The sequence below is a fragment of the Streptomyces sp. NPDC057253 genome, assembly GCF_042669125.1.
Taxonomy (GTDB): Bacteria; Actinomycetota; Actinomycetes; order Streptomycetales; family Streptomycetaceae; genus Streptomyces.
In genome coordinates, this window is sequence record NZ_JBHUXV010000178.1 from 1 (window position 1) to 14614 (window position 14614).

The window sequence follows — 14614 nt, forward strand, 5'->3', positions numbered from 1 at the left end:
ATCCGACGTCGATGGACGCCCGGTCCTGGACGCGCAACTTCCAGGTGCCGTTGACGGGTTGGGCGGAGGCGTTGACCGTGAAGGTCTGGTCGACGTTGTCGGCGGAGCCGCCGCTGCGGTTGAGCAGGGAGTAGACGGTGCCGTTCGGCCCGACGAGGTCGACGGTGAGGTCACCGCGGTAGGTGTGGACGATGTTGACGTAGACCGTGGTGGTCGCGGAGGCGTTGCCGTCGCGGCCGGTGATGGTCACCGGGGACTCCACGGCGGCCCCGTTGTCGGGGATGTCGACGCGGGTGGTGTTGGCGTAGACGTAGGCGATCTGCCAGCTGAAGGTGTCCGTGGCGGTCGCGCCGGTGCCGTCGGTCACGGTCACGGTGACGTCGCTGGTGCCGAGGGTGGTCGGGGTGCCGCTGATCAGGCCGCTCGGGCTGACGGTCAGGCCGTCGGGCAGGCCGGTGACCTGGTAGGTCAGCGGGGATCCGGTGTTGGTGGTGTAGGCGTCCAGCTGGAGGCTGACCACCTGGTTGACGCCGCTGATCTGGTCGGCGACCGGGGCGAGGTTGACGCCGAGGGCAATGCGGTTGCCGACGTTGATCGCGGCCCACGCGTCGGCGACGGCGAGGTAGGTCGGGCTGTAGGCGCCGAACAGGTCGGAGGCGGCCGACAGGGTGGCGGTGCGGGCGCCCGCGTAGTCGGTGGTCGAGGTCATGTACGTCGTCAGGGCGCGGTACCAGATGGCGGCGGCGTTCTCGATGCCGATGCCGGTGACGGGCCGGCCGTCGGAGGTCGGGCTGTCGTAGGAGACGCCGTTGACGGTCTTGGCGCCGCTGCCCTCGGAGAGCAGGTAGAAGAAGTGGTTCGCGGGGCCCGAGGAGTAGTGGACGTCGATGCTGCCCAGGGTGGAGCTCCAACTGTCCCTGGAGTCACCGTCCTTGGAGGGCTTGTCCATGTAACGCAGCGGGGTGCCGTCGCCGTTGATGTCGATCTTCTCGCCGACCAGGTAGTCGGCGGGGTCGGCGGCGAGGTTCTCGTGGAACTCGACGGCGGCGGCGAAGATGTCGGAGGTCGCCTCGTTCAGACCACCGGACTCACCCGAGTAGTTGAGGCCGGCGGTGGCGGCGGTGACGCCGTGGCTCATCTCGTGGGCGGCCACGTCGAGCGCGGTCAGCGGGTGGGTGTTGCCCGAGCCGTCGCCGTACGTCATGCAGAAGCAGGAGTCCTGCCAGAAGGCGTTGACGTAGTTGCTGCCGTAGTGGGCACGGCTGTAGGCGGCCACGCCGTCGTTGCGGATGCCGTTGCGGCCGAAGGCCTCCTTGTAGAAGTCCCAGGTGGCCGCGGCGCCGAAGGCCACGTCGACACCGGCCGTCTGGCGGTTGGACGGCAGACCGTTGCCCCAGACATCGTTGTCGTCCGTGAAGAGGGTGCCGGTGCCCGAGGTGCCCTGGTTCAGGTCGTACGTCTTGTGTTCGGCGCGGTCGGGGTCGGTGAGCTGGTACGTCGAGCCGGACCGGGTGGTGCCGAGCGGGACCGTGCCGACGTACTGGCCGGTGCCCTCGCCGGTGTGGACCTGCTCGGCGGCCAGGAGTTCCTTGCCGGTGGCGGCGTCGGTGACGACCTGGAGCTCGCTGGGCGTGCCGTCCGGCTGGACACCCTCGACGAGGGTCTCCCAGGCCAGCACGGGCTTGCCGCTGCCGGCCCAGACGACCAGGCGGGCGGCGTTGTCCACCGCGGCGCTCTTGACGCGGTCCGCCTTCGAGGCGGCGAGCGCCTTGCCGGTGGCACCGGCGGCCGTGATCTTCGGGGTGAGCGAAGGCACCGCGAGCTGGGCCGCGTTCGCCTTGGTGACGGTCGTACGGCCGCGGCTTTCGTGGACGACGAGGTCACCGCCCAGGACGGGCAGGCCGGCGAAGGTGCGCTCGTAGCGGGTGTGCGTGGTGCCGTCGGCGTCGGTGATGACGTCCTTGACGACGAGCTTCTCCTTGGCGCCGAGGCCGATGCGGCGCGCGGTGTCGGTCGCCGCGGACTGTGCGCTCTTGACGAGGGCGGTGCGGCGGGCCGGGGTCAGGGAGGTCTGGGCCGCGCCGGCCCGGGGGGTGGCGGTGATCTTGGCGTGGCCGGAGCCCGTGGGGGCGGCGCCGGCCGGGCCGGGGGCGGCCAGGCCGAGCAGCGAACCTATGGCCGTGAGGGCGAGCACGGTGGCGCGTCTGCGCCGCACGAGCGCGCGGTATGACAGGGACAACGAGTTCTCCTTCGGTACGACGGCCGGCCCGTGGTGGGGGCCGTGGACGAGACGGATCGGCGGGGTACGCCGGTCCGGAGCGCTGCACGGCATGCGGGTGGAAGGAGGTGGGGGGTGATGGCGTGGGTGAGAGCGCGGCCGCTCCGCGTGATGAATCTGTGGGGGGACTGTGAACGCCGGGAGAAGAGTGGCATCGCGGCGATGTGCTTGTCATGAGTGCATCAAGACAACGGCTTGAATTGATCAGATCAGTCAGGCCAAACCGGCACACACGGCGCCGGTTTTCGGCCTGACGGCGCCACACAGGGTGCCGGTTCTCGGCCTGCCGTGCCGGCGGTGTCAGGACCACGCGACCGCGACGTCAAGGACCCAGGTGACGCCGAAGCGGTCGGTGACCATGCCGTACAGCGGCGCCCAGGGTGCCGCCTCCAGCGGTCGTACGACGGTCGAGCCCTCGGCGAGCCTGCCCCACAGGGCGCTGATCTCCTCGGCGTCGTCGCCTCGCACGGAGACGAAGAACGCGTTCTCCCCCTGTTTCCAGGGCAGTTGAGAGGGCACGTCGTACGCCATGACGTGGAAGCCGTCGTCGCCCGTGACCTCGCCCCACATCAGCCAGTCCGCCTCGCTCTCGTCCTGCACGGCACCCGCGTCCTTGTAGGTGACCGCGACGGTGCGTCCGCCGAAGACGGACCGGTAGAAGTCCAGGGCCTCGCGTGCGTCGCCCCGGAAGTTCAGGTGGGTGGTGGTCGTGACGGACATGTCCGCGCTCCTCGCCTCGGTGGTGAGTCGCTCGGGGTGAGCGGCTCATGCGCAACCCTGGCCTGGGTGGCGGACAGGTTGTGTCCTGTACTGCCACGAGAATCGGCGCCATGCAGAAAACCTCCTCCCGGCTGCTGTCGCTGCTCTCGCTGCTCCAGACGCACCGTGACTGGTCCGGCCGGGATCTCGCCGAGCGTCTCGACATCACCGCGCGCACCGTGCGCCGGGACATCGACCGCCTCCGGGAACTCGGCTACCTGATCACGACCGTGAAGGGGCCCGGCGGCGGTTACCGACTGGCCGCCGGCAGCCACCTGCCGCCGATGCTGTTCGACGACGACCAGGCGATCGCCCTGGCCGTCGCGCTGCAGACCGTGACCGCGGGCACCGCCATCGCCGACGACGCCGTACGGGCCCTGGCCACCCTCCGCCAGGTCATGCCGCCCCGGCTGCGCCACCGCGTCGACCTGTTGCGCGTCACCGCGGTCCGGCCGACCGCCGGGCACAGGGCCCCGCTGACGGACGGTCAGGTCCTGATGGACGTCAGCCGCGCCATCCACGCCCGCGAGGAACTGCGCTTCGACCACACCCCGGCTTCGGGCACCCCGGCCGACGCACCGCGTCGTGTGCACCCCCATCACCTGGTCGTCCGGCGCCACCGCTGGTACCTCGTCGCCTGGGACCTCGACCGTGCGGACTGGCGCACCTTCCGCGTCGACCGGCTCCGGCTCCGCACACCGAACGGGCCCCGTTTCGTCCCACGTGAACTCCCCGGCGGCGACGTCGCGGCCTTCGTCCGGAGCCGGTTCCGCGGCAACGACGGCACCGGTACGCGGTGGCCCTGCGAGGGCGAGGTCGTCCTTCACCTCCCGGCCGCCGCCGTCGCCCCCTTCGCCGAGGACGCACTCGTCGAGGAACTCGGCCCCCACCACTGCCGCCTCACCCTCGGCTCATGGTCCTGGACCGGGCTCGCCGCGGCCGTCGGGCGCTTCGACGCCGACTTCGAGGTCGTCGGGCCACCCGAACTGGCCACGGCGTTCGCCGAGCTCTCCGCCCGCTGCGCGCGTGCCGCGAAGGTCAGTTGACGATGTCAGGGACGGGTGCCGGAGGGGCGTGCGTCGCAGGTGATGTCCTTGGCCGGCAGGCGTCCGGTGGCGAGGTAGGCGTTGACCGTGGCGTCGACGCACGCTGAACCGTAGACGCCGTAGACCGCGTGCTGGTCGGCGCCGCGGAGGGTGACCAGTCGGGAGGAGGGCCACATCCGGCGTACGGCGCTGGCGCCTTGGTAGGTGGTGCGCGGGTCTCCCGTGGCGTTGACGAGCAGCGCGGGGAGGTCGTCCCTGACTGTGGTCGGGCGTTCGCGGGGCGGGTCCCAGAAGGCGCACGGGTTGAGGTTGTTCGTGACGGGACCGAACAACGGATCACGCTCGCGGGCCCGTTGGATGTCGCGCCAGTAGACCTCCGGATCCCTCGGGGCGGCGGCGTCGCCGCACAGGATCGCGGTCTGGACGCTGCCGTAGTGGGAGTCGCTGCCGGTCAGCGTGAACTCGAGGACCGCGGCGAGCCCGGGGGAAGGGGTGACCTGTCGTCCCTGCGCCGCGCGCAGCAGGTCCTGCATCCCCTGGGCGAAGTCCCCGTAGGCGAGGTCGTTGTCCTGGGAGAGGCCGTTGAACACGACGAGGGGAACCACGTGCTCGTCCACCCGGTAGGTCCCGAGCCGCAGGGGGGTGCGGGCGGCGGCGGCCTGGACGCGGTCCACGTTCGCCAGCACTGCTCCTCGGGTGCGGCCCAGCCCGAAGGTCGCGTCGCGGGCGGCGGCCCATGACGCCCAGTCCGTCAGGGCGTGCCGGTTGGCCTTCTCGCTGCCCCGCAGCAGCCGGGGGTTGTACCGGTCCGGGTGGATGACGCCGTCCAGGACGACCCGCTCGACGCGGCCGGGGAACAGCGTGGTGTACACCTCGCCCAGGTAACTGCCGTACGAATAGCCCAGGTAGGAGATCCGCCGCTCACCGAGCGCGGCGCGGATCACGTCCAGGTCGCGTGCGGTGTTGCGGGTGTTCACGTACGGCAGCACGTCGCCGGCGTGGCGTCGGCAGCGCTGTGCGAGGTCCTGGGCGAAGGCCGCCATGCGGTCGAACCCGGCGCGGTCGACCCCAGCGCTGCGGATCGCCGAGCCGGTCGGCCAGTGGCAGTCCAGCGGGGTGCTCCGGCCGACGAAGCGGGGATCCACGCCCACCACGTCATAGCGTGCGGCGACGTCCTTCATCGCGGCGCGGACCCACGGCGGGTCACCGAGCGTCTGCCCGCCCGGACCGCCGCCGTTGAGCAGAAGGGGGCCGACACGGTGGGCGCTGTCGGTGGCGCGGATCCGGGAGATCGCGACGGTGATCGTACGGCCGTCGGGGTCGCCGTAGTCCAACGGCACACGTACGTCGGCGCATTGGGCGCCCGCCTGCTCGAGCTCCTTGCCGGTCGCGTCCTCGGGGCCGCGCACACAGGTCTTCCAGTCGAGGCGCTGATGGTGGAAGCGGGCGAGGGGGTCGGAGGCCGCCTGGGCCGGCAGGGCCGTGGCGGGTAACGCGGTGACGGCGAGAGCGAGGGCGGCCACGCCCAGGGCGGCCCTTCTCAGCGTTTCCGAAGTGCCCTGCGGTGCGGAGGTCGAGCGGATCACTGGTGGTTCCCTTCGATCGGTGGGGTCGCCCCGGAAGCCGCGTCTTCGCAGAAGGCCGCCTGGACGACGTCGAGAAAGTCCTGCTCGGCCTGGAGCGTGGCCGGCACCTCGTTCAGGGCGACGGCGACGGTCCGTCCGCCCGGCCCCACTGCGGTCAGCGCCCGATGGCCTCCCGGGACAGTCCCCGCATGGCCCCACCACCGGCCGCCGCAGCGCAGCGGGGAGGCGATCAGGCCGAGCCCGTAACGGGCGCCGGGCCAGAGGCGGTCGGGATCGGCGGCCACCGTCCGCCGCATCTCGGCCAGTTGGTCCGCGGGCAGTAGCCGCCCGCCGAACAGCGCGGCGATGAACCGGCTCAGGTCGACCGGCGTGGAGACCAGTGCGCCGCCGACCCCGCCGAAGGTCGTGTTCCAGGCGGTGCCGTCCGCGAGGCGACCGTCCTCGGCGGTGAAGTAACTGCGCGAGTGGGGTCCGCGGATGCGGGTGTCGTCCCCGGGCCAGTACGTGTCGCGCAGCCCGAGGGGCCGGATCACGCGGTGGGTGATCTCGGTTTCCGGCAGGTGGCCGGTGACCCTGTGGATGATCATTCCCGCGAGGAGGTAGTTGGTGGTGGCGTAGTGCCAGGCGCCGCTCGGGCGCGGCAGGTCGAGGGCGCGGGCGACGAGGTCACGCGGCTCGAAGTGGCGGTACCGGAGGCGTTCCGGGTGCTCCCACTCGGGGGCGTCGAGGTAGTCGGGCAGTCCGCTGGTGTGCCGCAGCAGCTGCCGTACGGTGATGCGGCGGCCGTCGTATCCGCCCTGCCGGATGAGACCCGGCAGATAGCGGTCGACGGGCGCGTCGAGCACGAGCCGGTGCTCGGCGGCGAGTTGGAGCACCACGGTCGCGGTGAACGTCTTGGTGACACTGCCGGCCCGCAAGCGGTCGGTGGCGTTCATGGGGCGGCCCGTGCGCCGGTCCGCCGTCCCGACGCTCGCCGCCCAACTCCCGCAGGATGATGCCGCGTTGGCGTCGGTGATCAGGACCGTGGCACCGGTGATCCGGTCACGGTCGGTCAGCGTGCGCAAGGCCTGGCGCAGGTCGCCGTGCGATCCGCAGACGGACTGCTGCCGGGCAGGGGGCGGTTGTGCGGCGGCCGGGACGACGGGCATGACGAGCGCGGCCAACAGCGCTACCACGCCTGCGCGTTGGGCGGGCGTCGAGGTGAGGGGTAAGTGCGCCATGCGCCCCAACGCTAGGCAGACGACTTGGTGAGGTCACTCGGGCTGGCGGCCGTTCGCGGGTGGGGGCAGCCACAGGGCGGACCCTGCGGCACACCCCCGCACCTCTTTTTCGCGGGGCGATCCCGCGGCACCCGGCAGCGACAGCCGGCAGGGGGCGCGCCCGGTCACGAACCCCGGGTCGGGTCGTCGTCGGCCTGATCCACGAGTGCCGGTACCTCGGAGAGTGCGGACACGGATGGACCGGCCCAGTCGTCCTCGCGCTGGTGAGCGTCGTTGTCGCCCCAGTCCGTGGCGGCGAGCAGGAACGCCCGCATGCCGCAGCGTGCCGCGCCGGTGAGTTCGTGTCCTCCGCCGTCGCCGATGTACAGGCACTCCTGCGCAGGGGCGCCAAGGCGGTGCGCGATCAGACGGAAGAGTTCCGGATCGGGTTTGCGCCGCCGCTCCTCGCAGGAGAGCACCCGCGCATCGACCAGACCGGCCACCGGCAACTGAGGCCAGCTGTCGGCCAGTTCCACGGTGCAGTCACTCAGCACGCCCACCCGCATTCCCCGAGCTCTGAGTCGGGTCAGTGTCGGGACCGCGTCCTCGCGCAGGACGAAGAGCTCGCGTTGAGCCGTCAGTCGCGCGGCGCAGGCAGCGGCGAGGGCTTCGGCGCTCGGCTCGACTCCACAGCGCCGTGCGAGGGTGCGGATGGTCGCCGTCAGATCACCCAGGCCGCCGACTGCCCGCTCAGGAAACGAGGTGTCCAGGGCCGCGCGCCAGGTCCGCGCGTCGATGCCGAGAGGAGCCGCGCTGCGAGCGGCATGCTCATCCCAGACGTGCGCCGGCGTGCTGGGAGTCAGGGTGCCGAAGAAGTCGAAGATGACAGCGGTAACGGGCATGGCCTGGACCCTAGTGGGCTTCGCGCCGGCGCCGGGGCGCGGCCGTCGTACGCCGACACGCTCTCAGGTCCGCATGAACGTGCTGGCGAAGCCGCGCCTGACAAGACCCAGCGGGTAGTGACAAGCCCACCGACGGGCGTCAGGTGGCGGCGAGCCACCTGACGACGTCACACGGCTGTGTTCTTGCGGAGCGCGTCCAGGCTCTTGCGTACCGGTGCGTACGAAAGGCCGAAGGTGGCCCAGGCGCCCTTGCCCGGACGGTACTTGAGCGCCGCCAACAGCACGTGCTCGGTGCCGAGCCGGCTGTCGCCGATCGCCGCCATCTCGGTGGCCGCGCCCTCCAGCAGGCCCGCGTGTTCCTGGCTCGGGCGGATGTCCTGTGCCGACACGCGCGAGACCGGTGGAATCATCTGCCGGCTGCGGTTGGCGGCGAATTCATGGAAAGCCGCCAGATCCACGTCGTTCGCGACCAGCAGGGCCGAGAACGTGGAATCGTCCTGCGCACTGAGAACGGTGAGCAGATGAATGGTGAATAATTCGGGACTGCGCTGCGCGGCGGCGAGTTCGCTCGCCGATCGCACGGCGGCCGCCATGCGGTCGGTGTACTGGACCTGCATGAGTGATTCCCCTCTTACGGATGAACTCGATCCGATTTCATTTATTCGAGTTGGCCCGTCGTCTTCCGGGACCTGCCTCAAGTCACCTCACACAATTGTGACTTGACGGAGCAACGGCCAGTGATGGCAGTCTACACAGCATGACAACCCAAGAGGACAACACCGCAATAACTGTACTCATCGGCCGGTTTTTCCGGACGCTGAATGAACGGCGCTTCGAGGGTGATTGGGGCAGGGCATATTTCACCGACGACGTGACCGCGGAAAGCCCGCACGGATCCGCCCACGGCGCGGCGGCCGTACGCCAGTCGCAGCAGGCCGTGGAGGACTGGGCGGCCATCCAGTACATGAACACGGACATCCTCATCGAGGCCGGCGCGGCCGGTCCCGACAGTGCCACCGCTTCCTGGAACTCCCTGATGACCCACATCCACCACGAGTCCACGCTGGAGAAGCTGGGCCAGGGCCTCGACCCGCTGTTCACCGTGGGCGGTGTCTGGGACGTCGACCTGCGCCGTACGTCCGACGGCTGGCGCTTCTCCCGCACCTCCGTCCGCCCGATCTGGATGTCCGGTACGGCGCCGCAGCTCCCGGCCGCGGCCGAGTGACCCGGCGGGGGGCCGGCGTTCCCCGCGTGGGAGGGCCGGCCCCGCGCTGACCGGCCATCACGGGGACGCCCGGGCGCGGCGAAGCGCCGGGCCGAGGGCACCGAGCCCGGCGGCCAGCGAGATCAGTCCGCCGAGGACCAGGGCCGCGCGGGCACCGTGGTGCGCGGCGAGCCAACCGGTCAGGAGCGCGCCGAGGGGGGTCGAGCCCTGGAGCACCAGGGTGTAGAGGGCCAGGATGCGGCCCCGGTAGGCGGGATCCGAGCCCAGTTGGAGGCGGTGGTTGACCGCCTGCGTGAAGAAGATGGCGGTCAGGCCCGTGACCGCCAGCAGGACCAGGGCGGTGCCCGGCCCCGGAGCGAGCGCCGTCAGTGCCTCGGCCGTGCCGAAGGCGACGGCGGCACCCGCCACCACCTTCGCCGAGGGCCGTCCCACACGTCCCGAGCCGACCAGCGCGCCGATGAGCGAACCCGCCGCGATCGCCGACGTGAACAGCCCGAACGACCCGGCGTCCGCGTGGAAGACGGTCCGGGCGAGCAGCGGCAGGGTCAGCTGGAAGTTCAAGCCGAAGAGGGCCACGACCGCGACCGTGAGCAGGGGCAGCAGCAGGTCGGGGCGTGCGGCGACGTACCGCAGCGCGTCGACGGACCGGCCGTCGCCGACCCTGCCCGGGCGCCGCAGCAGTTCCTTGGGACGCATCATCAGCAGCGCCGTCACCGTGGCCAGATAGCTGGCCACGTTGAGCAGCGACACCGGTCCGGCACCGAACCAGGTGATCGCGAGACCGCCCAGTGCCGGCCCGAAGACACGCGCCAGATTGAAGTAGGCGGCGCTCAGGGCCGAGGCATTGGGCAGGAGGTCGCCGCCCACCATCTCGTGCACGAAGGACATCCGGGCCGGTGTCTCGATCGCGCTGACGACACCCAGGCACAGGGCAAGGACGCAGATGTGCCACACGCGCACCGCTCCGGTGAACACCAGGGGCGCCAGGACCAGCGACAGCGCGGCCGAGGCGAGGTTGGCCACGAGGAGGATCAGACGCTTGTCGTGGCGGTCGGCGAGCCGCCCCCCGTGGAGGGACAGGAACAGCATGGGCGCGAACTGGAGGGCGGTGACCACGCCGAGGACGGTGGCGGAGTCGTCGGTCAGGGACAGCACCAGCCAGTCCTGATTGACGACCATCATCCAGGTGCCGATGACCGAGACGAGCTGGCCGGTGAAGAACAGCCTGAAGTTGCGCACCGACAGGGAGCGGCCGATCGCTCTGAGCCGTGGCAGGGGGTCGGCAACGGGTGTGCGCCGCCGCGTCACCTCCTGGTTCATCCGCCGACCTGTTCGCGGTGGGCGAGCAGTTCCTCCAGGAAGGCCAGGACGCGCAGATGATAGGAACGTGCCGCCCAGCCGAGGCTGATGTTGTGCCCCGCGTCCGGCTGCCGGTGCACCGTGACCGTGGCCGCCCGGAGATGGCCGACCATCTCCTCCAGGGCGTCGGTGTCGTGCCGCCAATAGTTCTCGAACTCGGCGAACGTGAACCTGACGGGCACCCGGACCCGGGCCGCGACGCCCGGGAAGGTCTGCGACCACTGGGACAGTTCCCGCAGCTCCGCCGGCGGCATGGGTGCCACCAGGGGACGGCTGTAGCGGAAGCTGTTGGGGGGATACAGCCGCAGGGGCCCCCAGTGCCACTTCCAGGACTCGCGGGCGAGATCGCCGGGTGGCTCCCGGAAGTCGACGGCGTAGCGGTGCCCGCAGCCCGAGATGTCGAGGCCGATGATCCGGCGGCGCTCGTCGTCGGCCGCGGCCGTCAACGCGACCTTGCCGCCGAAGGAGTGCGCGACCAGGAGGAAGCCCTCGCCCACCGGAAAGCGCCGCGCGTAGTCGTCGAGCGCCGCGTGCAGGGCGGCCGACTGCTCGGCGAGGCTCTGCCCGTGCGGAATCTCCTCGGCCGAACGTCCGTACCCGGGCCGGTCGAGGCTCAGCACCGAGAAGCCGAGACCTGCCCCGAGCCCCAGGAGCGACACGCTGGGATGGGCCTGCCCGTCGAAGTAACCGGCCGTCATCCCCCCGCCGTGCACGGCGACCACGACCGCCCTCGGCGCGGTCCCGGGCGGCTCGATGTGCAGTCCGGACAGGGTGATGCCGCCCGCGTCCAGCGTGATGTCGGTGACGCCCGTCGTCCTGGCCGCGGACGTCGGCTCCAGGGTCGGAGTCTGCTGCCTTCCCACCGTTGTCTCCCTCTTCTCCGTCAACTCCTTCATGTTCATCGGTTCCGTCCTTCGTGGAGCGGCAGGCCCAGCGGGCGTTCGGGTACCGCTGGTGTCCACCCGGCGAGCAGCGGCGCGGGACGTGGCGCGACGGACGACTGACTCCGGCCACGATGTCCGGGCCGGCGGCGTCTGCCTGTGGAGACGATGTGAGACCTCAACGCGAGTCCTCCCGGACCGGGTGGTCGTAAATGACGCAGGAAACCCAGCGGGCGACCACTGGAAGCCCCCGCCCTTCGGGCGGGAGAGGAAGTCAGGCCGCGTACGGGCGTCGTCCGCGCGCCTGCCTGAGCGCGCCGGCCCACCACACCAGCTGACCGAACATGGTCTTCACCGCCGCGTCGAGCCCCGGGGCGTCCCGTGGGTTGCCGTCGTCGTCGAACTGGCTGCGCACGTCGGCGAAGCTGACACCGTCCCGCAGGGTGGCGACGTGGAGCTCGGCGAAGATCTGCCGCAGTTGCTCGACCGCCCGCAGCCCACGGGACCGGCCGCCGTACGAGACGAAGGAGACCGGCTTGCCGCGCCACTGCGTGGGGTGCCAGTCGATGACGCTCTTCAGGACGGCGGGGCAGCCGTGGTTGTACTCGGCGGTGACGACCACATAGGCGTCGGCCGCCTCGATCCGGGTCGCCACCTGCTCCAGCCGGTGCCGGACCGTGGCGGCCCGGGCCGGGGAGACCACCGACGGCAGATCGGCCTCGACGGCGTCGATCACGTCGACGCTGAACGCGCCGAACTGCTCTGCCTGCCGTGTCAGCCATCGGGCGACGACGGGGCCCGAACCGCTCTCCGGCGGACTGCTGGTGATCACTGCGAGACGTAGGGTCTGTTCCGGCATGACTGGCCTCCCCTGGCATCGGGAATCGGTCGGTTACGGGTTCTTCCAAGGGCGGTCGCGCGGCCTGACGGGCAGGCCACGTGGTCCCCGGGCTGTCCGGGAAGGGATGTGTGGCGCTCCGCCGGCCTCGGTGACGGAACGCGGTCGTGCACCGCGGCCGTGCCGTCGCCGCCGGCCCGGTCGCACACCAGCAGGAGCAGCCCGAGGGCCGCAGCTCCGGCCGCCGTCACCGCCAGGGCGAGTCCGGCCGCACCGTGACGGAAGCCGTCGTCGAGGACGGCCACCCCGATCAGGGAGGCGACGAGCGGGTTGACCAGCGTCGTGGTCACCAGGGGCACCGTGAGTCCGGCACGCCGGTACGCGGCCTGGGAGGCGGCCAGTCCGGCCACGGCGAGCACCGCCGTGAGGCACACCCCCACCGTCTCGGGGCCGACTGCGAGCTCCCCCCAGCCGGCCACGACCGCCTTGACGTGCACGGAGGACACGCCGAACGCCACGCCGGCGGCCGCCGCGAGCACCGCGCCGCGCACCCTCGCCCGTCGCGCCGCGCCCGCGGCAACAGCCAGTAGCGCAACGCCTCCGAGGCCCAGACCGGCGATCACCGACTGGTCCGCGGAGGACAGCAGGACCGGCGGACCGGCGTCGACCAAGCCGGTCAGCACCGCCAGACCCGCGGTGACGAGCCCCACCCCGGTCCACGCCCCACGCCCCGCCCGGCCGCCGTTCCCCAGCGCCTCCAGCGGCAGGGCGAACACCAGGGTGAGCGCGCCCAGCGGCTGTACGAGGCTGAGCGGACCCCAGCGCAGCGCGAGCACATGGAGGAGGCCGCCTCCGCCGTTCAGCGAGAGCGCGGCCCACCACAGCCCGGAGCGGAGTGTCCCCCGCACGGGCAAGCGCCGTGCCACGACGGCGACCCGCTCCTGGAGCAACGCCCCCACGGCGTAGCAGAACGCCGACACCAGGCACAGCAGCACGGACAGCCCGAAGGCACTCATCGCCTGTTCAGTCCTTGATCTCGCAGATCGCGGCGCCTGAGGTGATGGAGGCGCCGACCTCGGCGGTCAGGCCCTTGATGGTGCCGGAGCGGTGGGCGTTGAGGGGCTGTTCCATCTTCATCGCTTCGAGGACGACGACCAGGTCGCCCTCCTCGACCTCCTGGCCGTCCTCGACGGCGACCTTGACGATCGTGCCCTGCATCGGGGAGGCCAGGGTGTCGCCGGAGGCGACCGGGCCGGACTTCTTGGCGGCCCGGCGCTTGGGCTTGGCACCCGCGGCCAGGCCGGTGCGGGCCAGCGACATGCCCAGCGAGGAGGGCAGCGAGACCTCCAGACGCTTGCCGCCGACCTCGACGACCACGGTGTCACGGCCCTGGCCGTCGTCGGCCTCGGCTTCGGACGGCACGGTGAAGGGCGGGATGGTGTTGTCGAACTCGGTCTCGATCCAGCGGGTGTGCACCCGGAACGGCTCATCGGTGAAGGCGGGGTCCTTGACGACCGTGCGGTGGAAGGGGATCGCCGTGGCCATGCCCTCGACCTGGAACTCCTCCAGGGCCCGCGCGGCCCGCTCCAGAGCTTCCTTGCGGGTGCGGCCGGTGACGATCAGTTTGGCCAGCAGGGAGTCCCAGGCCGGGCCGATGACCGATCCGGATTCCACGCCGGCGTCCAGGCGCACACCCGGGCCGGACGGCGCCTCGAACTTGGTGACCGTGCCCGGCGCGGGCAGGAAGTTACGGCCCGGGTCCTCGCCGTTGATGCGGAACTCGAAGGAGTGGCCGCGCAGTTCGGGGTCGCCGTAGCCCAGTTCCTCGCCGTCGGCGATCCGGAACATCTCGCGCACCAGGTCGATGCCCGCGACCTCCTCGGTCACCGGGTGCTCGACCTGGAGGCGGGTGTTGACCTCCAGGAAGGAGATCGTGCCGTCCTGGCCGACCAGGAACTCGCAGGTGCCCGCGCCCTCGTAGGAGGCCTCCTTCAGGATCGCCTTGGACGCCCGGTACAGCTCGGCCACCTGCTCCTCGGACAGGAACGGGGCAGGTGCTTCTTCGACCAGCTTCTGGTGGCGGCGCTGCAGCGAGCAGTCCCGGGTGGAGACCACGACCACGTTGCCGTGCTTGTCGGCCAGGCACTGGGTCTCCACGTGCCGGGGGCGGTCCAGGTAGCGCTCCACGAAGCACTCGCCGCGCCCGAACGCGGCCACCGCCTCGCGGACCGCGGAGTCGTACAGCTCGGGGACCTCTTCGAGGGTGCGGGCGACCTTCAGGCCGCGTCCGCCGCCGCCGAAGGCGGCCTTGATGGCGATCGGCAGGCCGTGCTCCCGGGCGAACGCCACCACCTCGTCCGCGCCGGAGACGGGGTCGGGGGTGCCGGCCACCAGCGGGGCGCCGGCACGCTGGGCGATGTGCCGGGCGGCGACCTTGTCCCCCAGATCGCGGATGGCCTGCGGCGGCGGGCCGATCCAGATCAGGCCCGCGTCCAGGACCGCCTGGGCGAACTCGGCGTTCTCGGAGAGGAAGCCGTAGCC

13 protein-coding genes are annotated in these 14614 nt (G+C 71.5%); 2 read left to right on the top strand and 11 right to left on the bottom strand.

From position 1 onward, the window contains the following. Together ACFULQ_RS45180 and ACFULQ_RS45185 are read right to left on the bottom strand one after the other, a co-directional pair. On the bottom strand, positions 1-2239 hold a 2239-nt coding region (locus ACFULQ_RS45180), incomplete at its 3' end, for a M4 family metallopeptidase (protein WP_383556510.1). A gap of 339 nt (positions 2240-2578) precedes the next feature. Next, complete coding sequence (locus ACFULQ_RS45185; RefSeq protein WP_383556514.1) at positions 2579-2998, bottom strand: VOC family protein; 420 nt, start codon at positions 2996-2998, stop codon at positions 2579-2581. 110 nt (positions 2999-3108) lie between these two features. On the opposite strand from ACFULQ_RS45185, the gene ACFULQ_RS45190 reads away from it, so the two are divergent. Beyond that, positions 3109-4083 carry a helix-turn-helix transcriptional regulator gene (locus tag ACFULQ_RS45190; protein WP_383556516.1) on the top strand — a complete coding sequence of 325 codons (975 nt, stop codon included), beginning with the start codon at positions 3109-3111 and terminating at the stop codon, positions 4081-4083. 5 nt (positions 4084-4088) lie between these two features. On the opposite strand, the gene ACFULQ_RS45195 is transcribed toward ACFULQ_RS45190, so the two are convergent. The 4 genes from ACFULQ_RS45195 to ACFULQ_RS45210 all read right to left on the bottom strand — a co-directional run bounded on the left by ACFULQ_RS45195 (position 4089) and on the right by ACFULQ_RS45210 (position 8387). Further along, positions 4089-5669, bottom strand: a complete 1581-nt coding sequence (locus ACFULQ_RS45195; protein ID WP_383556518.1) for an alpha/beta hydrolase — start codon at positions 5667-5669, stop codon at positions 4089-4091. Beyond that, positions 5666-6889 (bottom strand): serine hydrolase domain-containing protein, encoded by a 1224-nt coding sequence (locus tag ACFULQ_RS45200; protein WP_383556521.1) that lies wholly within the window; start codon positions 6887-6889, stop codon positions 5666-5668. The genes ACFULQ_RS45195 and ACFULQ_RS45200 overlap by 4 nt, the downstream gene beginning before the upstream one ends. Before the next feature lie 164 nt (positions 6890-7053). Next, the gene (locus ACFULQ_RS45205; RefSeq protein ID WP_383556524.1) at positions 7054-7770 is read right to left on the bottom strand and encodes an HAD family hydrolase; all 717 of its coding nucleotides are present in this window, start codon (positions 7768-7770) and stop codon (positions 7054-7056) included. 167 nt (positions 7771-7937) lie between these two features. Further along, positions 7938-8387: a Clp protease N-terminal domain-containing protein gene (locus tag ACFULQ_RS45210; RefSeq protein ID WP_383556526.1), complete on the bottom strand. Its 450-nt coding sequence runs from the start codon at positions 8385-8387 to the stop codon at positions 7938-7940. A gap of 140 nt (positions 8388-8527) precedes the next feature. Between ACFULQ_RS45210 and ACFULQ_RS45215 the strand changes: the two genes are divergently transcribed. Then, on the top strand, positions 8528-8995 hold the full coding sequence (locus ACFULQ_RS45215) for a nuclear transport factor 2 family protein (protein ID WP_383556529.1): 468 nt from the start codon (positions 8528-8530) through the stop codon (positions 8993-8995). Between the two features lie 57 nt (positions 8996-9052). On the opposite strand, the gene ACFULQ_RS45220 is transcribed toward ACFULQ_RS45215, so the two are convergent. The 5 genes from ACFULQ_RS45220 to ACFULQ_RS45240 form a co-directional block, all read right to left on the bottom strand. Next, the gene (locus tag ACFULQ_RS45220; RefSeq protein ID WP_383556531.1) at positions 9053-10315 is read right to left on the bottom strand and encodes an MFS transporter; all 1263 of its coding nucleotides are present in this window, start codon (positions 10313-10315) and stop codon (positions 9053-9055) included. Continuing rightward, positions 10312-11217, bottom strand: coding sequence for an alpha/beta hydrolase (locus tag ACFULQ_RS45225; RefSeq protein WP_383556534.1), 906 nt, complete (start codon positions 11215-11217; stop codon positions 10312-10314). Before ACFULQ_RS45225 ends, ACFULQ_RS45220 begins: the two co-directional genes overlap by 4 nt. 292 nt (positions 11218-11509) lie before the next feature. Next, positions 11510-12094 (bottom strand): NADPH-dependent FMN reductase, encoded by a 585-nt coding sequence (locus ACFULQ_RS45230; protein WP_383556537.1) that lies wholly within the window; start codon positions 12092-12094, stop codon positions 11510-11512. After that, a complete protein-coding gene (locus ACFULQ_RS45235; protein ID WP_383556539.1) occupies positions 12064-13089 on the bottom strand; it encodes a DMT family transporter in 1026 nt (341 codons plus the stop codon). Before ACFULQ_RS45235 ends, ACFULQ_RS45230 begins: the two co-directional genes overlap by 31 nt. A gap of 7 nt (positions 13090-13096) precedes the next feature. Continuing rightward, positions 13097-14614: acetyl/propionyl/methylcrotonyl-CoA carboxylase subunit alpha (locus tag ACFULQ_RS45240; protein WP_383556541.1), on the bottom strand; the 1518-nt coding region annotated here is incomplete at its 5' end.